Origin of the sequence: Idiomarina seosinensis, assembly GCF_044797955.1 — a bacterium.
GTDB classification, from domain to species: Bacteria; Pseudomonadota; Gammaproteobacteria; order Enterobacterales; family Alteromonadaceae; genus Idiomarina; species Idiomarina seosinensis_A.
Window position 1 is genome coordinate 1082900 of record NZ_CP085211.1, and the last position, 17416, is coordinate 1100315.

Here is a 17416-nt window from a genome sequence, read left to right on the forward strand (position 1 = left end):
CTTCCCGGGCCGTTTTTTTATTGTGTAACGTTAAATTTACATAATAGCGAAAGAGACTACCTTTGCCAGTTTTTGCCGTTTGCTCGTCAATACCTCAGTAACCTCCTAAGGTAGCTATGTTTACAACAACATAATTAAAGCAACGGTAAGGAAATTCCAATGGCAGATGCAACAACTAACCCACTAAACACAGACGGCTTTGAATTTGTTGAATATGCAGCCCCGGATGAAAAGGGACTGGCCGCATTAAAAGATTTGTTTGATAAGCTTGGCTTTACTGAAGTTGCCCGCCACAAAACGAAACAAGCGTGGCTGTACAAGCAAAACGACATCAATTTCATCATCAATGCTGAACCCGGCGGGCAGGCTGAGTCTTTTGCCCGCGAACATGGCCCGAGCGTCTGCGGCATGGCCTGGCGGGTCGCTGATGCAGAGCACGCGATGAAGCATGCACTGGCCAACGGCGCTAAGGCATTCCCGGCTGAACAAGGTGTGATTGACGACGCACAAGCCGTTTATGGCATTGGCGCCAGTGTCCTGTACTTTATTGACAACTATCAGGATAACGCGGTTTATCAGCAGCACTTTACTTTCTACGACGACTGGCAGGGCAAAATGAATGCTCATGCAGCAGGTTTGTATGAAATCGATCACCTTACCCATAATGTGTTTCGCGGTAACATGGATACCTGGGCCGGATTTTACGAGCGCATCGGTAACTTCCGCGAAATCCGCTATTTTGATATTGAAGGCAAGCTTACAGGCCTTTTAAGCCGCGCCATGACAGCGCCCTGTGGCAAAATTCGTATTCCGATTAATGAATCTCATGATGACAAGTCACAGATTGAAGAATATTTGCGTGAGTACAAAGGCGAGGGCATCCAGCATATCGCTTTGACCAGTGACAATATCTATAAAACGGTCAGTGATTTACGCTCTATTGGCATGGAATTTATGGATACTCCGGAAACCTACTACGAAAAAATAGACGAACGGGTTGAAGGTCATCAGGAAGACGTAGCGGCACTGCGTGAGCAACGCATACTGATCGACGGCGCGCCAATGAAAGACGGTATTCTTCTGCAGATCTTCACTCAAACCGTCATTGGCCCGGTGTTTTTCGAAATTATTCAGCGCAAAGGCAACGAAGGGTTCGGCGAGGGTAATTTCAAAGCCTTGTTTGAAAGTATCGAGGAAGATCAAATACGCCGGGGAGTGTTAAGCGATGCGTAAATGGATCAGTTTTCCGAAACAGGAGGGGACGTCATCGCGGCAGGCCCATGCTGATTTTCCGGAGCAGGCCATTTTCGAACGCGAGGCCGGTCGCAGCGGTTTTTTTGGCCCGGCGACCCACTTTCATCATCAGCATGCGCCGACCGGCTGGTCCGACTGGCAGGGTGCATTAAAACCTCGCGCCTTTGATTTTAACCAGCTGACGGAGCAGGCTCCGGAAAACCCCTGGCTGACGCCCAACCTGCTCAGTAACAGCAGCTGCAAATTTCGTATTTGGCATTGCCGCGAAAACATGCCGTACCTGTTCCGTAATGCCGACGGTGATGATCTATTATTTGTGCATGAGGGCAGCGGTGATTTATTTTGTGACTACGGTCATATTCATTTGGTAAAAGGCGATTACTTTTTACTGCCACGCTCTACTAACTGGCGGCTGGAACCTGATTCAACCATGCAGTTGTTGATGATTGAGACAACCAATGGCTCATATCAGCTGCCGGAAAAAGGGATTGTCGGCAACCATGCTATATTTGATCCCGCAGTGCTGGATTGTCCGGCGATTGACGAGCAGTTTAAAGCGCAATACAGCGAGGACAACTGGCAAGTCTATGTTAAGCGCCATCAGCAGGTCAGCATCATTAGCTACCCATTTAACCCGCTGGATGCCATTGGCTGGCATGGCGATCTGGCACCAGTGCGGCTTAACTGGCGCGATATTCGACCGTTGATGAGTCACCGGTATCATCTACCACCCTCAGCTCACAGCACCTTTGTTGCCGAGGGTTTTGTGGTCTGTACTTTTGTACCGCGTCCCATCGAGTCCGATCCGGGAGCCTTAAAAGTACCTTTCTATCACAACAATGACGACTACGACGAAGTCCTTTTTTACCATGAAGGTGACTTTTTCAGCCGTGATAATATCGATCGGGGTATGGTAACCTTTCATCCGGCAGGTTTTACCCACGGACCCCATCCAAAAGCATTTAAAGCCGGCCGCGAACATAAAAAGAAATTTACTGACGAGGTGGCTGTAATGTTGGACACCCGTGATGCACTGCAGGTCAGTGACGCGGCCAGCGCAGTGGAAAACCCCGATTACGTTTACAGTTGGCAGGAGCAAAACTAAGTTATGAAATTAGCGACTTACCGAAATGGAACGCGAGACGGCCAGCTAATGGTCGTCAGTAAGGATTTGACCCGCGCGATTGCGGTCCCGGCAATTGCCTCTTGTATGCAGGAGGCAATCGATAACTGGGATGAAACTGAAACCGCCTTAAAGGATATCTATCAGCAGCTCAACCAGGGGCCTGTCGAGGGAGAGCTTACCTTTGAACAGGTGCTGTGTGAATCACCTTTACCGCGCGCCTATCAATGGGCCGATGGCAGCGCCTACGTCAATCATGTCGAATTGGTCCGCAAAGCCCGTGGCGCAGAAATGCCACCCAGCTTTTGGCAGGATCCACTCATGTATCAGGGCGGCTCCGATGACTTCCTCGGTCCTCATGATGATATTCAGATGGCCAGCACCGAGTGGGGTATCGACTTTGAGGGCGAAATTGCCATTGTCACCGATGATGTACCTATGGGGATTGAGGCTGAGGCCGCAGGCCAGCATATAAAGCTGTTGATGCTGGTTAATGATGTCTCGCTGCGCGGACTGATCCCGGGTGAATTAGGCAAAGGCTTTGGCTTTTTCCAGAGTAAACCTTCGTCTGCTTTTTCGCCGGTAGCGGTGACGCCGGATGAACTGGGCAGCGCCTGGCGAGATAACAAAGTTCATTTACCGTTATTGTCGCAATACAATGGTAAACCGTTCGGGCAACCGAACGCCGGTGAAGATATGACCTTTGACTTTGGTCAGCTTATCGCTCACGCCGCAAAAACACGTCACCTGGGTGCAGGCGCCATTATCGGTTCAGGAACGGTTTCAAATAAGCAGGGTACTGAGCACGGCACCTCGATTGCTGAAGGTGGAGTCGGTTACAGCTGTATTGCCGAGGTACGGATGATTGAAACCATTCGCGACGGCAAGCCGACCACCGAATTCATGAAGTTTGATGACACTATCCAAATGGAAATGAAAGACGACTCAGGGCAGTCGATCTTTGGCACTATTGATCAAAAGGTGGTGCAGTATACAGGTCCGGCATTATGATGACGCTTTACGGATACTGGCGCTCCAGCGCCAGTTTTCGGGTTCGGCTGGCGCTTTATTTAAAGCAGTTACCCTTTGATTATCAGCCAGTGCATCTGGTTAAAGAGGGTGGTGAACAGCACCAAAGCGCTTACCGACAGTTAAACCCTTCGTCCCTGGTGCCGACTCTGGTAATCGACGATAAGGTAATGCATCAGTCATTAGCGATCATTGAATATCTTGATGAGCGTTATCCTCAGTCGCCTTTGTTACCCGCAGCGCCTGATGAGCGCGCCAGTGTCAGGGCGTTAGCCTATGATTTGGCGTGTGAATTACAGCCCGTTACCAACTTACGCGTTCTTCAATATTTGTCCGGAACCCTCAATTGTACCGACCAACAACGCAATAACTGGATCCATCACTGGGTTAACAAGAGTTTCACCGCGTTTGAACAGCGGCTGACCGAAACTGCCGGTGATTATTGCTACGGGGATTCGGTAACATTAGCCGACATCTGCTTGCTGCCACAGGTATACAATGCGCAGCGCTTTAAGGTACCTTTAGATAATTACCCAACCTTAACGGCCGTGCATGAGCGTTTACAACACCTTAATCCGGTACAGCAGGCACGCCCGGAAAATCAGCCAGACGCACAATAAGGAATAACAATATGGTGAAATCACGTTTAGTGATGGCAATAGGGGCGGCTTTAATGGTCGCCTCTTGTGCTTCAACAAGCCCCGCACAAAACACAACCAGTAATCAGTCAACCGAGAATTCGACCATCAGTGCGGCTTCGCTAGAGTCCGCCCAGGGTACCGCTGAGCTTACAATGGAACAAATCATGGCGGACCCGGACTGGATGGGCCGCTTTCCTGAAAACGCATTCTGGAGTGTTGACGGTCAGCACATTGTGTTTCAACAAAAACGCGAAGGCAGTGAGATTCGCGACTACATGATCATTGAAAACGCGACTGGTAAGCCAAAACCACTGCCCTTATCCCAGTTACACCAATATGTCGCTGACGAAAAACAACAGTCGGTAGCCGGAGACTGGCTGGCCTATACCTTTGAGGGTAACGTCTTTGTCCGGTTAGGTAATGGTTCGGTCAGACAGCTGACCCGCGATGATGCCCGGCAACATAATTTACAGGCAATGACAGACGGTAGCCTGAGTTTTCAGCAAGGTAATGACTTTTACATTGTTGATGTAAACAGCGGGCTGACCCGCCAGGTGGCGTCGGTTAAATTCGCCGATGCGCCAAAGGCTAACGAGGATCCGGCAGATTATTTAGCGGTCGAAGAGCAACAACTGATCCGCTTTGTGCAAAAAGAACGGGAAGCCGCCCAGCAACGCTTTGAAAAACAGCAACAGCTGCAGGCAGAAAACGCTTCATTGGCTCCTAAACCGTTCTACCTGGATAAATCAAAGCAACTGGTACAGGCTCGCATGTCACCAACCGGCGAGTTTTTAATGGTGGCCATCAGTGAACCGCAAAAATGGCGGGAAGAGGGCGACATCATGCCCAATTACATTAATGAAGATGGCCGGGTCAGCAGCGAACGGGTGCGCCGCCGGGTAGCCGATGCAGTCCCCGAGAAGCATGAGCTGGTATTACTTGACCTGGTCGAACATCAGAGCTCTACATTAACCTATAATACATTACCGGGCTGGAATGAAGATGTGTTGGCCGAGGTGAAGCGAGAAAACCACCAGGCTCGCGGAGAGCGTTACGAATCTGAAAAAAATCCGCGTGCTATCCACCTGATGGCTGACTGGGGCTGGGAAAACGGTGCTATTCAGTGGAACCAGGATGGCTCAGAGCTGGCGGTCATGCTGGAAGCCTGGGATAATAAAGACCGCTGGATTGCGACGGTGGACGTTAAGGGTAAGAAGCTGGTACCGCAGGATCGCCTGCACGATGATGCCTGGATTAACTATACTCATAATGAATTTGGCTGGTTAAATTCCAATGAACTGTGGTTTATGTCCGAGGCCGACGGCTATTCTCACTTGTACGTCAAGCCGTTAGCCGGTGACACCCGTCAGTTAACACAGGGAGACTATGTTGTTGAGTCACCTGAGCTGTCCAAAGGTGCAGACTATTTGTATTTTCAGGCTAACATCGATCACCCCGGCATTTATGAAGTGTATCGGGTAAAAACCGATGGCAGCGAGGCGCCGCAGGCACTAACTGACATGAATGGTATGACTGCTTTCGAGCTCAGTGGCGACGATAATGAATTGTTATTAACTCACTCTACGCCCCTGATGCCACCGGAGCTTTATCATAAGTCGGCAGCCCCCGGAGATGCGCCCCAACGACTGACGTTTACGGTATCGGAAAAGTTCTTGAGCATTGACTGGACTGCTCCGGACATTGTCCCGGTTCCCTCGTCGCATGTCGATAAACCGATTTACAGCAGAATATACACTCCCCGGGGCTTTGATGCCGAGCGAGTCGAAGAATATCCGGCCGTGGTATTTATTCATGGTGCCGGCTACTTACAGAACGCTCATTTAGGCTGGTCTGGCTACTTCCGTGAATTTATGTTTCATAGTCTGTTAAATAAACACGGTTATGTGGTTGCCGACCTCGATTATCGCGGCTCGAAAGGTTATGGCCGCGACTGGCGAACTGCCATTTATCGGCAAATGGGTACCCCGGAAGTGGAAGATCTGGTCGATGTAACCCAGTATCTGGACACGCAACTGAATGTGGATACCGATCGCCTGGGTACCTATGGTGGCTCTTACGGTGGCTTCCTGACGTTCATGGCTTTATTTAAGGAGCCGGGTTTATTTGAAGCGGGTTCTGCACTGAGGCCGGTAACTGACTGGGCACACTACAATGTCGGTTACACATCTAATATTCTTAACCTGCCGCAGGACGATACCATTGCTTATCGGCAAAGCTCACCCATTTACTTTGCCGAAGGGCTGGAAGACGCGCTGCTAATCAATGCGCCTATGATTGATGACAATGTGTTTTTCCAGGACAGTGTCCGTATTGTGCAGCGCTTAATTGAACTGGAAAAAACGGACTGGGAAACGGCGATTTATCCGGTCGAACCCCATGGTTTCCGGCAGCCGGAAAGCTGGTTAAACGAGTATCGCCGGATCTTCAGTCTGTTTGAAGAGAACTTAAAATAAACCAGCTTAAGGATCCTGTTTATCCTGTTTAAGGGTTTCTGGGACGGCGTCGCTAATGCGGCGTTGTTCCAGCTTTAACAGTAATAAACTACTGAGCAGTCCGGCAGCGTGAATGTAAGCGACATCGTCGCCGACAAAATGCGCCGGGCGCCAGCCTGACAGTTCAGCGATCACCTTTATCACTAATGCCGCAGCAACGATCAGCAGCCAGCGTTGCTGGCGGCTGTCTTTAATCAGACAATACATGAGCAAACCATGGAGTACGCCCGATAATCCAACAAACTGGATATCCTGTGGCAACAGCAACAGTAGCAGGCTGGTGGATACGGCACTGATTAAAACAGCATTAATTAACCAGCGGCTGGTAAACAGGTGGCGCCAAATCAGCACAATTAGCGTCAATCCGGCAAAATTAAACAGTGCGTGAGGCCAGTTAAGGTGAACAAAGTGTGCGCTCAGCAGTGGCCAGCCCTGGGTAAGGGCATCGCTGCTACGATATGTCAGCGAAAGATGCCAGTCAGGCATAAACTGTAACAGGGTCATGAAAGTCAGCGTTAAAATCAAGCCGACACTATAATGTTGAAGTTTTTGCATAGCGTGTTTTTATTTGCACCGGATATGTTGGCTTCGTATGATAGGTCGAAAACTGCCGAAAGCAAAAGAGGTCTAATGAAATTTTTAAGTAAATACCGGCACGCAACGCAGTTTCCTGTTAGCAGGAATCTACTGGCTTTTTCTTTGGTTGCCATAATTAGTGGTTGTGGAGGTCAGTACAGCTCCGGAGATCCGCAAAGCGGCGAAGTCCGTGAGCCGGAGGCCGCCACCGGCTACGATAAAAAAACAGCTGTCTCAGCAGATCAATTCATGGTTGCCGCAGCCAATCCCCATGCGGTAGAAGCCGGTTACCAGGTGCTTAAAGAAGGCGGTAGTGCGGTTGATGCTGCCATTGCCGTACAAATGATGCTGGGCCTGACAGAGCCTCAGTCCTCGGGTATCGGAGGGGGCGCATTTATGCTGTATTGGCACCAGCAAGAACAGAAGCTGTATACCATTGATGCCCGTGAAACGGCGCCTGCCGCTGCAACTGAAGCCCTGTTTCTCGATTCGGAAGGCAATCCACCAGCCTGGATCGATGCCGTCGTCGGCGGACGCTCTGTCGGCACACCGGGCTTGTTGCGTGGACTGGAGTTAGCGCACCAAAAGTGGGGCAAAAGTGACTGGAGCCGCTTGTTTGAGCCGGCGACAGAGCTTGCCGAACAAGGCTTCTCAGTATCGCCGCGTCTGGCCAGGCTGATTGAAATGGAAATTAATCCGGGTGTGAAAAAACTGCCGGTTAGCGGCAGCTATTTTTTTCCGGACGGTAAACCTCTGGTGGCTGGAGAAACCTTAAAAAATCCGGCTTATGCCGACAGTTTACGGCTTATTGCAGAGCAAGGCGCTGATGCATTTTATCAGGGACCCATTGCTGAAAAAATTGTCAACGCGGTTAACCAAAGTGAAATTGCGCCTGGCGTGCTGAGTCTTGAAGATCTGGCGAATTACCGCGCCAAGCTGCGCCAGCCGGTTTGTAACAGCTATCGTCAGTTCCAGGTGTGCGGGATGGGTCCGCCCAGCTCCGGAGGTCTGACTACCCTGCAAACCTTGGGTATTTTAGAAAACTATGAGTTAAGTTCACTGGCGGTTAATGGCGAGCAGTCTGCTCATTTATTCAGTCAGGCTTCGCGACTGGCTTATGCCGATCGCAATCAATGGATCGCCGATCCGGACTTTACTGATGTACCTGTAACCGCAATGCTCGATGAACACTATCTTGCGCAGCGATCTAAGCTGATCAGCGATGACGATATGGGTAAAGCAGAGCCCGGCTTGTATTTAATGCCCAACGCCAGGCAGGATATTGCCTATGAACGGCCCAATACCTCGCACATTACCGTAGTCGACGGCGAGGGCAATGTTGTGTCGATGACCACCAGCATTGAAATGGGCTTTGGCTCTTCGGTGATGGCCGGCGGCTTTTTACTGAATAACCAGTTAACCGACTTCTCCATGGTACCGATGGACGGCTCCGTTAAAATTGCCAACCGTGTCGAGCCGGGTAAGCGGCCCCGCAGTTCTATGGCTCCGACCATGATTCTAAACGAACAGGGTGACAGCGTGCTGCATGCTCTTGGTTCTCCCGGTGGTAGCCGTATTATTAATTACGTCACTCAAACGGTAATTGGCTTAATCGACTGGCAACTGAACATGCAGCAGGCCATTAATTTAGGTCATGTGACCAACCGTAACGACTATACGGCTCTTGAAAGCGGCACTCCGATGGCGCAACACGCTGAAGCCTTGCGGGCGCGCGGCCATGAGATTAAGGTACTGGACCTTAACAGCGGCCTGCACGGTATCACCATTAATGCCGATGGCAGTCTGACCGGGGGTGCTGATCCTCGTCGCGAAGGCCAGGCCAAGGGAGACTAAGATTTTGTTGTTAATTCGTTTCCTGGCCCTTGGCCTGTTGTTATTAATGCTGACCGCTTGTGAAGAGCCGGACCGTGGTTTTGGTGACGGTCAGGCTGAAGACCGGCCGGAAATCCAGGTTATTCTGGACTTTTACCAATCGATTTACGAAGCTGATGATTTGGATCGAGCCAAGCAATATGCATCAGAACGCATGGGTGGACTGATGGAACATTACGGTACCTCCCAGGGGGTGCAAAAATATGTGCTCAATCGCCGCTATGATGACGTGCAGGTGCAGGTTGAATCAGACTCTCTGGTGCCTTATTTAAATCAGGCGGACGAGTTGAGAGCCACGGTTATCTTTGAGGGGTCATATGGTGACGATGAAATAAAAGACAGCCGCGATGTTGTTGTTGTCCGGCAAGGTGATAGTTGGCGCGTGGATCGCATTCTGGATCCACGCTTTCGGCCTTAATCTTCTTTTGCTTTATCTGTATAGGGAGGCCAGCCCATTGGTTGGCCTGCCAGCACGTGCAGATGGATGTGATAAACGGTCTGGCCGCCATGCTCATTGCAGTTCATCACACAGCGATAGCCGTCCTCAGCAAACCCCTGTTCTGCAGCCACCTTAGCTGCCACGACATACAAGTGACCGACAATCGCGGCATTTTCTTCAGTAATATCATTAATGGTTGCGATCGGTTTTTTGGGAATAACAAGAAAATGCACCGGCGCCTGCGGGTTAATGTCTTTAAACGCTAGTGCGTCGTCATCCTCATAAAGAATGTCTGCGGATATTTCCCGATTAATAATCTTAGTAAATACGGTTTCTTCTGACATAGCCTCTCCCTCAGCAGTGAATCTCGTTCAATGTTACTGAATGATAAGCTTAGCGGCAATGGTTCAGTTTGTCTTGTCGGCTAACACATAATGACCATGATCTTTGCCTTTAAACAGCAGGTTAACCATCGGATGTTGAATTTCCTGCTCGGAAAAGTCGGGCTCCAGGCTGGTTTCGCAGACGTATGTCTGAATTGATGAATTGTTGACCAGCACATGATACCAGGGCTGGTCTTTAGCGGGCCGCGATGTCGCCATGCGCTGGTACCAGTCATCAGATAGGTTAAAGTTCGGGTCAGCATCAATAATAACACCCCGGTAACCGTACAGAGCATGGGTAACCAACTGGCCAATGGCAAATTTCGCCATTATTGTGCGTTTGTTTTGATAATAATCGGCTGGCATGAGCTCATCCTTAACATTTATGCTGTTTTCTTATCGGCCACTGCGTGCTAAAACTTAAGTTCAGACTAAAAAAAGGAATCGGTTATGCTGGGTGATGAAGAAAATCGAAACTTTATGCGCATGTCGGTTAACGCTGACGCCAAGATCGTTGTTGGCAGTGGTGAGCACGAACAGGTGATCGATGCCGTTTGTCTGGATTTAAGTGCCACCGGAACCTCACTGCAAATTCAGCAGCCGTTAGCAGAAGGTGAGGAGGTGGTTATCTATGTTAAATCCGGCGGCCAGGTACCGGCATTAAAAGCGCTGGCCGAAGTTGTCCGCAGCCAGCGCCTGGATGAAGGGGATTATCAGGTGGGTTGCCGGATAACCCAAATGCTTTAAGTTACATAATACGCATGCCGGGCTTAGCCCCTTCATGAGGATTAAGGATGTAGATTTCATCTTTGCCCGGCCCCGCGGCTAAAACCATGCCTTCAGAAACACCAAATCGCATCTTACGCGGTGCGAGGTTAGCCACCATGACGGTCAGCTGACCAATCAGCTGTTCGGGTTGGTAGGCGGATTTTATACCGGCAAATACCTGGCGTTGTTCACCGCCAAGATCCAGGGTCAGCTTAAGCAGCTTATCCGCTCCTTCAACTGCTTCAGCGTGAGTGATTTTAACCACTCGCAAATCAACTTTGGCAAATTCATCAAAACTGATTTGTTCTGCAATGGGTTCTTTTGCTAATTCATCATTTTGCAGTGATTCCGCCATGGCTTCAGGTTCTCCGGCAGCAGCAGGTTGTTCATTTTTTGACGATGCCAGCATGGCGTCAATGTCGTCCATTTCAACACGCTGCATCAGCGCTTTAAATTTATCTATCGGGTGGTTAGTCAGCGCTGTTTTATGACTATCCCAGGTAAAGGAATCATTCAAAAAGTGCTGCACGGCGTTTGATAATTCAGGTACGACTGGCGTCAGGTAAATCATTAACTGGCGGAACAGATTAATGCCCAGTGAACAGACATCATGGACTTCATTCTCGTGGCCTGGTTGCTTAATCATTTGCCAGGGTTCTTTATCAGCAATGTACTGATTAGCGCGATCTGCCAGGGTCATGATATCGCGCATGGCTTTTGAGTATTCGCGCTGTTCATAATACTCGCCAATCTGGCGGCCGGCATTTTGAAAATACTCAAGCAAGGATGAGTCATCAATATCACCGGACAGGCGGCCATCAAACTTTTTACTGATAAAGCCAGCACAGCGACTGGCAATGTTGATCACTTTACCAATCAGGTCGGAATTAACGCGCTGCGCAAAGTCCGTTAAATTAAGATCTAAGTCGTCTATGCGGCTGGTTAATTTGGCGGCAAAGTAATAGCGTAAATATTCCGGGTTTAAATGCTCCAGATAGGTGGCGGCTTTTATAAAGGTCCCCTTTGATTTGGACATTTTAGTGCCGTTTACAGTGATAAACCCGTGCGCCCAGACATTGGTGGGTTGACGGAAGTCAGCGCCTTTTAACATCGCCGGCCAGAACAGACTGTGAAAGTAAATAATATCCTTGCCAATAAAATGATAGACCTCAGCATCGCTGTGAGGCCGCCAGTACTCGTCCCAGTCAGCATTACCGGTGGTGTCACAATAGTTTTTAAAACTGCTCATGTAACCAATGGGAGCATCAAGCCAGACGTAAAAGTATTTATTTTCAGTGCCCGGGATCTTAAAGCCAAAATACGGTGCATCGCGAGAGATGTCCCAGCGCTGCAGACCCTGATCAAACCACTCATTTAATTTATTGGCCATTTCGCTTTGCAGTGAGCCGGAATGCGTCCAGCTTTTCAGCATGTCACCAAAGGCAGGTAAGTCAAAAAAGTAATGCTCTGACTGACGCAGTTCCGGGGTTGCCCCGGACACCACTGAACTAGGGTTTTTTAGATCGGTCGGAGCATAGGTTGCACCGCACACATCGCAGTTATCGCCGTACTGATCTTCGGCACCACAATCGGGACACTCGCCTTTCACAAAACGATCGGGTAAAAACATCTCTTTTTGCGGATCATAAAGTTGTTCGATCACCTCGGTCTTTATATGACCGGCCTTGTCTAACCGCTGGTATATGGTTTCTGCCAGCTCACGGTTTTCGGTGCTGTGAGTCGAATAGTAATGATCAAAGCCGATATGAAAGCCGGCAAAATCGCGCTCGTGGGATTGCTGCATATCGTCAATCATTTGCTCAGGCGAAATGCCCAGCTGCTGCGCTTTTAGCATGATCGGTGTGCCGTGGGCATCGTCAGCGCACATGTAATGGCAGTGATTGCCGCGCAGTTTCTGAAAGCGAACCCAAATGTCGGCCTGGATATAACCCAGTAAATGTCCAATATGAATTGGCCCGTTAGCGTAGGGCAGGGCGTTGGTCACCAAAATTTTACGTTCGGAGTGGCTCATGCGAGAATCTGCTTCCATCAATGTTAGTATCTAATTAAGGCTAAATCTTAGCATAGGAACGTTATGATACACAGAGCCAAGAGGTGGCTGATGTCGCAGTTTTCAGAAAAAAATAATGCCTGGCAGCAGGCCCTGATCCAACCCCGGCTGCCCTATCTCCCTGAGGGTATTAAAAGCGACTGGGTGCGCTGTACTGAGGGCGGAGAATGTCAGCTGACCCTACCCTTTGCCACGGACTGCGAAGCGGTTAAGCAACTGCTTAGCGAAGATCCGCAATTGGGGCTGTGCGACTGGCAGGTGGACTACCAGGTTAAAAAGCTGCCCAATTCGCAGCCCGAACTTCCGCTGACCACAGGTAACGTTATTGTTGTTTCCTCTGGTAAAGGCGGCGTGGGTAAATCATCAGTTAGTGTTTCACTGGCATTAGCGTTGCAACAACTGGGTGCCAAAGTCGGGCTGTTGGATGCCGACATTTATGGCCCGTCGATACCGACCATGCTGGGCCGTGGCGAGTATCAGCCCGAGGTTAATGAGCGCAATAAAATGCTGCCTTTGCAGCGCTTCGGCCTGCATGTAAACTCGCTGGGTTATTTAGTCAGTGATGATGACGCGACCATTTGGCGTGGCCCGGTTGCCAGCGGTGCTTTACAACAGCTGTACCGTGATACAGCCTGGCCGGTGCTGGATTATTTAATCGTCGATATGCCGCCCGGCACCGGTGATATTCAGCTGACTATGGCGCAGAAGTTGCCAATAACCGGAGCCCTGGTGGTGACCACGCCGCAAACGGTGGCGCTGCGCGACGCTGAAAAAGGTATCGCGATGTTCAATAAACTGGATATCCCATTATTGGGCGTGCTGGAGAACATGAGCTTTTACCAGTGCAGCAACTGTGGTGAAAAAGAGGCTATTTTTGGCCAACAGGGAGGTAGGCATATGGCTGATAAGCATAATGTCAGCTTGCTGGGGCAATGGCCGCTGACTAAAGACTTGCGCGAAAGCCTGGATAACGAACAGCCGTTGTTGCACCAACAGCCTAATCACCAGCTCAGTCAGCTGATACGGCAAACTGCAGCGCAGGTAGCCGCTAAACTCTATCATCAAGGCGTTAAAAACGTGTAAACTGAAGGGCAATTATTGCTGAGGTAAACGAGCTATGCGGTTAAACGACAAAGAAATTGAACAAGCGCTGGCCAATGGCGCTATCGGCGTTGAACCCTTGCCAGCTGCGCAGAACATATCAGGTGTAACGCTGGATATTCATTTAGGGGATGAATTCAGAGTGCTGCAGGATCACGCAGCCGCTTACATTGACATCAGTGGCTCACGGGCAGCCATAGAAGACGCCATCAAAGAAGTAATGAGTGACGAGATAAAATTACGCCCGGACCAGGCCTTTTTTATTCATCCCGGCGAATTTGCTCTGGCGGTCACCCACGAGTCCATCCGTTTACCCGCCGATATGGTCGGTTGGCTGGATGGCCGCTCATCGCTGGCCAGGCTGGGTCTGATGGTTCATGTAACTGCACATCGTATTGATCCAGGCTGGTCGGGACAAATTGTGCTGGAATTTTACAACAGCGGTAAGTTGCCGCTGGCTCTGCGGCCTGGTATGAAAATCGGTGCCATCAGTTTTGAGCGCTTAAGCGGACCTTGTGAACGTCCTTACAATAAACGCGAAGATGCCAAATATCGCGATCAACAGGGTGCGGTAGCTTCACGGATTTCTGCCGATGGTGGTTAAGCGGGCTTTTTAAACAGCGCGCTAACGGCAAAGTTAAGCTGTTTGAGCAGCGATTCGGTCTGGTGCCGATAGCTGATTTCACTATCAGCACGTAAATCGCCAATGCAGGGGATTCCCAGCCGCTTGTCAGCGTGATTTGAAAGGACCAGATCAACCACATCGGTGCCTATATGCTGCGCCAGGAAATCCAGTTTCTGGCGCAAGGATAGCTGCCCCGAGGGTCCATTTTCATGCACCAAGTTGTCGATAAAAATCACTTTTCCGGCTGACTGGCGCACCGCCTGAGCTATATCTTTAACCAGCAAAGGCGGCAGTACCGAAGTCAAAAAGCTGCCGGGGCCAAGTATAATTAAGTCACTATTGTACAGGTGACGCACTGCTTCAGGCGTTGCCTGAGGGGTTGCCGACAACTGCAGTGCCTGGGGCATGTGCTCCAGCTTATCGATCAGTAACTCACCATGGCACTGGATGCCATCTTTTGTAGTCGCAATCAAATCGGTCGGGCACTCAGACATTGGCAGCAGCCGCGTGTTAACATTCAGTAAGCGGCTGAGTAACTGGATACCGTCCAGTGGGCGGGCACTGACCTGGTCCAGCGTGTACAGCAACAGATTACCGAGATTATGTCCGCACAACGGCGTTTCACCACGAAAACGATAATTCAGGACATCAGCAGCCAGCGGCTGCTCAACCAGCTGCGACAGGCAGTTTCTTATATCACCCCAGGCAATGGTGTGGTGAGTTTGTCGTAACAAACCGGTGGCACCGCCATTGTCTGTTGTGGCCACGACACCCACCAGCCTGTTATTAAGGAACGCAAGTGTCGAGAGAACCCGGCCAAGGCCATGGCCCCCGCCAATTGCGGTAACCCGGCGCAGTGCTGCAATTTGCATGCAATCGTCCTTTTGCCTTTATTTAATCGGCATTACTTGTTAAAAATGAGCGCTCAATAGTTTAGCGCTCTGTGGGATAAGAGTCTATGAGTTTACACTTTGTTAACCATTATGCAGAACACTTCGCTGATATTATTACTGAGCAGCCGGTCAGTATTAATGGTCCCTCACAGGTTCGCTTGTTTAATAGCGAGCTCTGGCAGCAACTGGGTGGTAGTGGCGGAGCGCAGCAGTTATGCGAACAAATCGATGCCAGGGAGACACCAGCCGGGTGGCGGCCGTTAGCGCAAAAATACGCCGGCCATCAGTTTGGCCAGTTTAATCCTTACCTGGGTGATGGACGCGGTTTACTGCTGGGTGAGGTAAAAACGCCGGCAGGAGATTACCGGGATCTGCATTTAAAAGGTGCAGGACCCACCCCCTACGGCCGCGGTGGCGATGGCCGTGCGGTCTTACGCTCGTCGGTGAGAGAATATCTTGCCAGTGAGTCGATGGCGGCGCTGGGTGTACCGACTACCCGCGCTTTGGTGCTGGTTAGCAGTGCAGGGCAGGTTCAGCGTGAACAGCCTGAACCTGGTGCGATGTTATTGCGAACGGCAGCAACCCATGTACGTTTTGGGCATTTCGAGCATTGTTATTATCGGCACTTAAAGGACACACAGCGCGCGCTCTGGCATTACGTTATTGAGCGGCAGTGGCCTGATTTAGCCGGCGCTGATGAAAAAAAACAGTTTCGTGGGGTAATGGAGCGTACCGCCCTGATGATTGCATTGTGGCAGGCTTATGGCTTTATCCACGGGGTTATGAATACCGACAACATGAGCCTGGTTGGCGAAACTTTTGACTATGGCCCTTATGCCATACTGGACACTTATCAGCCGGAGAAAATTTTTAATCACACGGATCAGACCGGGCGTTACGGCTTTTTGCAACAGCCGGGCATCGGCTTATGGAATTTACAGCGATTACAGACAGCACTGAGCTTGTCGATGGACGTCAGCCAGTTTACCGCCGTGCTGGATGACTACGAACCTTATATCCAGCGTGTTTATCTGGCCCAGATGCAACAGCGCCTGGGCCTGAGCGCGGTAGAGTCCGGTGATTCTCAGCGCTTAATTGGTGAGTGGCTGCAGTTACTGCAGCAGCACCAGCTGGACTACAATCAAAGCTTTATTCATTTAGAAAGACACCTTAATGAAGGCGAAGACAATGCCCTGGTGCAGGCTGCCGGCAACTGGCTGCAGGATTATAAAAAAGCCACTCATAACAAACCGGATTTGGCCACCATGCAGCAGGTTAATCCGGTCGTCACCCTGCGAACTCACCATCTGCAGCGCGTTATTAACGCCGCTGAAAGCGGTGATGACGAGCCACTGCAGGACTATCTGCAGGTTCTGACCAGTCCTTTTAAACGACAGTGGCTGGACAGTGAATGGGCGGCGCCACCGCGCCCAGAGCAGCAGGTAAGTCAACTGTCATGCTCCAGTTAATCGCAAGTTGTTGCGCTTTACCAGTGGATACGACAGAATCAAAACACCAGTCCGCCACTGCGCGGACAGATAATTAAAAGGTCTGTGATGAAGCAAAAACAAATGTCGATGCCCGGCCGTTGGCTAACGGTCTTAGCGTTAACCTCGGCTCTGGGAATAAGTACTAGTGTGCTTGCCCAGCAGTGGCGGGTACCTGCGGCACAAGAGTTTGCCCGTACCAAAATTTGTCTTGGGGAGATGCAGCAACCCCTGCAGGTAGAGTTAGCGGATAGCTCTGCCCAGCACGCCCGCGGGTTAATGCAGCGCCAGTCCCTGGATGACGATGCGGGTATGCTGTTCCGCTACCAGCAGCCAAGGCCGGGTGATTCAGGCTTCTGGATGTACCAGACATTAATCCCGCTGGATATCGCCTATTTAAACGCGGACATGGAAATCGTTAAAACCTTTACCATGATGCCCTGCAGCAGTCAGGATCCGCGGCGATGCCGTAGTTATGCCCCGGGGAAAACCTACCAGTATGCACTGGAAGTAAATGCTGGCTTTTTTGCCGAGCACGATATCCGCATAGGTGACCGGGTGGTGATGGCGGCAGACCTTGATACCGGGCAAGATTGCGACGATATTCACTAATAAAAAAC

At 50.4% G+C, this 17416-nt stretch carries 18 protein-coding genes; 12 read left to right on the forward strand and 6 right to left on the reverse strand.

The features are described from left to right. The first annotated feature begins 159 nt into the window (after positions 1–159). From hppD to LG288_RS05180, 5 genes are read left to right on the forward strand one after another with little or no spacing between them, the layout of a single operon-like run. Entirely contained in the window at positions 160–1233 is a 1074-nt protein-coding gene (gene hppD, locus LG288_RS05160) for a 4-hydroxyphenylpyruvate dioxygenase (protein ID WP_404402699.1), read from the forward strand. After that, complete coding sequence (locus LG288_RS05165; RefSeq protein WP_404402701.1) at positions 1226–2359, forward strand: homogentisate 1,2-dioxygenase; 1134 nt, start codon at positions 1226–1228, stop codon at positions 2357–2359. The genes hppD and LG288_RS05165 overlap by 8 nt, the downstream gene beginning before the upstream one ends. Positions 2360–2362: 3 nt before the next feature. Then, positions 2363–3388 carry a fumarylacetoacetate hydrolase family protein gene (locus LG288_RS05170; protein WP_404402703.1) on the forward strand — a complete coding sequence of 342 codons (1026 nt, stop codon included), beginning with the start codon at positions 2363–2365 and terminating at the stop codon, positions 3386–3388. Then, on the forward strand, positions 3388–4026 hold the full coding sequence (maiA, locus tag LG288_RS05175) for a maleylacetoacetate isomerase (RefSeq protein ID WP_404403038.1): 639 nt from the start codon (positions 3388–3390) through the stop codon (positions 4024–4026). The genes LG288_RS05170 and maiA overlap by 1 nt, the downstream gene beginning before the upstream one ends. An 11-nt stretch (positions 4027–4037) precedes the next feature. Continuing rightward, complete coding sequence (locus LG288_RS05180; protein WP_404402705.1) at positions 4038–6521, forward strand: prolyl oligopeptidase family serine peptidase; 2484 nt, start codon at positions 4038–4040, stop codon at positions 6519–6521. 6 nt (positions 6522–6527) lie between these two features. On the opposite strand, the gene rrtA is transcribed toward LG288_RS05180, so the two are convergent. Together rrtA and cas5 are read right to left on the reverse strand one after the other, a co-directional pair. Beyond that, positions 6528–7115 (reverse strand): rhombosortase, encoded by a 588-nt coding sequence (gene rrtA / locus LG288_RS05185; RefSeq protein ID WP_404402707.1) that lies wholly within the window; start codon positions 7113–7115, stop codon positions 6528–6530. Then, a complete protein-coding gene (gene cas5, locus LG288_RS05190) occupies positions 7093–7221 on the reverse strand; it encodes a CRISPR-associated protein Cas5 (protein ID WP_404402709.1) in 129 nt (42 codons plus the stop codon). Before cas5 ends, rrtA begins: the two co-directional genes overlap by 23 nt. Between cas5 and ggt the strand changes: the two genes are divergently transcribed. Then, a complete protein-coding gene (gene ggt, locus LG288_RS05195) occupies positions 7191–8990 on the forward strand; it encodes a gamma-glutamyltransferase (protein WP_404402711.1) in 1800 nt (599 codons plus the stop codon). The two genes, cas5 and ggt, sit on opposite strands and share 31 nt — an antisense overlap. Before the next feature lie 4 nt (positions 8991–8994). Further along, a complete protein-coding gene (locus LG288_RS05200) occupies positions 8995–9447 on the forward strand; it encodes a hypothetical protein (RefSeq protein WP_404402713.1) in 453 nt (150 codons plus the stop codon). Here LG288_RS05200 and LG288_RS05205 read toward each other — a convergent pair. Together LG288_RS05205 and hspQ are read right to left on the reverse strand one after the other, a co-directional pair. Then, positions 9444–9812 (reverse strand): histidine triad nucleotide-binding protein, encoded by a 369-nt coding sequence (locus LG288_RS05205; RefSeq protein ID WP_404402715.1) that lies wholly within the window; start codon positions 9810–9812, stop codon positions 9444–9446. The two genes, LG288_RS05200 and LG288_RS05205, sit on opposite strands and share 4 nt — an antisense overlap. A gap of 63 nt (positions 9813–9875) precedes the next feature. Beyond that, complete coding sequence (hspQ, locus tag LG288_RS05210; RefSeq protein WP_404402717.1) at positions 9876–10217, reverse strand: heat shock protein HspQ; 342 nt, start codon at positions 10215–10217, stop codon at positions 9876–9878. 84 nt (positions 10218–10301) lie between these two features. Here hspQ and LG288_RS05215 point away from each other — a divergent pair, with 84 nt between their 5' ends. Next, entirely contained in the window at positions 10302–10598 is a 297-nt protein-coding gene (locus tag LG288_RS05215; protein ID WP_404402719.1) for a PilZ domain-containing protein, read from the forward strand. 1 nt (position 10599) lies between these two features. Here the strand turns inward: LG288_RS05215 and metG are convergent, their stop codons facing one another. Next, positions 10600–12651 (reverse strand): methionine--tRNA ligase, encoded by a 2052-nt coding sequence (gene metG, locus LG288_RS05220; protein ID WP_404402721.1) that lies wholly within the window; start codon positions 12649–12651, stop codon positions 10600–10602. 90 nt (positions 12652–12741) lie between these two features. Here metG and apbC point away from each other — a divergent pair, with 90 nt between their 5' ends. Together apbC and dcd are read left to right on the forward strand one after the other, a co-directional pair. Next, on the forward strand, positions 12742–13773 hold the full coding sequence (gene apbC / locus LG288_RS05225) for an iron-sulfur cluster carrier protein ApbC (RefSeq protein WP_404402723.1): 1032 nt from the start codon (positions 12742–12744) through the stop codon (positions 13771–13773). 34 nt (positions 13774–13807) lie between these two features. After that, a complete protein-coding gene (dcd, locus tag LG288_RS05230) occupies positions 13808–14395 on the forward strand; it encodes a dCTP deaminase (RefSeq protein WP_404402725.1) in 588 nt (195 codons plus the stop codon). Here the strand turns inward: dcd and yvcK are convergent. After that, positions 14392–15288 carry a uridine diphosphate-N-acetylglucosamine-binding protein YvcK gene (gene yvcK / locus LG288_RS05235; RefSeq protein ID WP_404402727.1) on the reverse strand — a complete coding sequence of 299 codons (897 nt, stop codon included), beginning with the start codon at positions 15286–15288 and terminating at the stop codon, positions 14392–14394. The two genes, dcd and yvcK, sit on opposite strands and share 4 nt — an antisense overlap. Before the next feature lie 86 nt (positions 15289–15374). Between yvcK and LG288_RS05240 the strand changes: the two genes are divergently transcribed. After that, positions 15375–16778 (forward strand): YdiU family protein, encoded by a 1404-nt coding sequence (locus LG288_RS05240; protein ID WP_404402729.1) that lies wholly within the window; start codon positions 15375–15377, stop codon positions 16776–16778. A gap of 87 nt (positions 16779–16865) precedes the next feature. Further along, positions 16866–17408 (forward strand): DUF192 domain-containing protein, encoded by a 543-nt coding sequence (locus LG288_RS05245; protein ID WP_404402732.1) that lies wholly within the window; start codon positions 16866–16868, stop codon positions 17406–17408. Positions 17409–17416 lie beyond the last annotated feature (8 nt).

Excerpts from the sequence above, each read along its gene's own strand:
- LG288_RS05180 (WP_404402705.1), top strand. The coding sequence starts at position 4,038 with ATGGTGAAATCACGTTTAGTGATGGCAATAGGGGCGGCTTTAATGGTC.
- LG288_RS05240 (WP_404402729.1), top strand. The coding sequence starts at position 15,375 with ATGAGTTTACACTTTGTTAACCATTATGCAGAACACTTCGCTGATATT.
- ggt (WP_404402711.1), top strand. The coding sequence starts at position 7,191 with ATGAAATTTTTAAGTAAATACCGGCACGCAACGCAGTTTCCTGTTAGC.
- rrtA (WP_404402707.1), bottom strand. The coding sequence starts at position 7,115 with ATGCAAAAACTTCAACATTATAGTGTCGGCTTGATTTTAACGCTGACT.
- dcd (WP_404402725.1), top strand. The coding sequence starts at position 13,808 with ATGCGGTTAAACGACAAAGAAATTGAACAAGCGCTGGCCAATGGCGCT.
- LG288_RS05205 (WP_404402715.1), bottom strand. The coding sequence starts at position 9,812 with ATGTCAGAAGAAACCGTATTTACTAAGATTATTAATCGGGAAATATCC.
- hspQ (WP_404402717.1), bottom strand. The coding sequence starts at position 10,217 with ATGCCAGCCGATTATTATCAAAACAAACGCACAATAATGGCGAAATTT.
- apbC (WP_404402723.1), top strand. The coding sequence starts at position 12,742 with ATGTCGCAGTTTTCAGAAAAAAATAATGCCTGGCAGCAGGCCCTGATC.
- LG288_RS05245 (WP_404402732.1), top strand. The coding sequence starts at position 16,866 with ATGAAGCAAAAACAAATGTCGATGCCCGGCCGTTGGCTAACGGTCTTA.
- metG (WP_404402721.1), bottom strand. The coding sequence starts at position 12,651 with ATGAGCCACTCCGAACGTAAAATTTTGGTGACCAACGCCCTGCCCTAC.
- yvcK (WP_404402727.1), bottom strand. The coding sequence starts at position 15,288 with ATGCAAATTGCAGCACTGCGCCGGGTTACCGCAATTGGCGGGGGCCAT.
- LG288_RS05170 (WP_404402703.1), top strand. The coding sequence starts at position 2,363 with ATGAAATTAGCGACTTACCGAAATGGAACGCGAGACGGCCAGCTAATG.
- maiA (WP_404403038.1), top strand. The coding sequence starts at position 3,388 with ATGACGCTTTACGGATACTGGCGCTCCAGCGCCAGTTTTCGGGTTCGG.
- LG288_RS05215 (WP_404402719.1), top strand. The coding sequence starts at position 10,302 with ATGCTGGGTGATGAAGAAAATCGAAACTTTATGCGCATGTCGGTTAAC.
- LG288_RS05165 (WP_404402701.1), top strand. The coding sequence starts at position 1,226 with ATGCGTAAATGGATCAGTTTTCCGAAACAGGAGGGGACGTCATCGCGG.
- hppD (WP_404402699.1), top strand. The coding sequence starts at position 160 with ATGGCAGATGCAACAACTAACCCACTAAACACAGACGGCTTTGAATTT.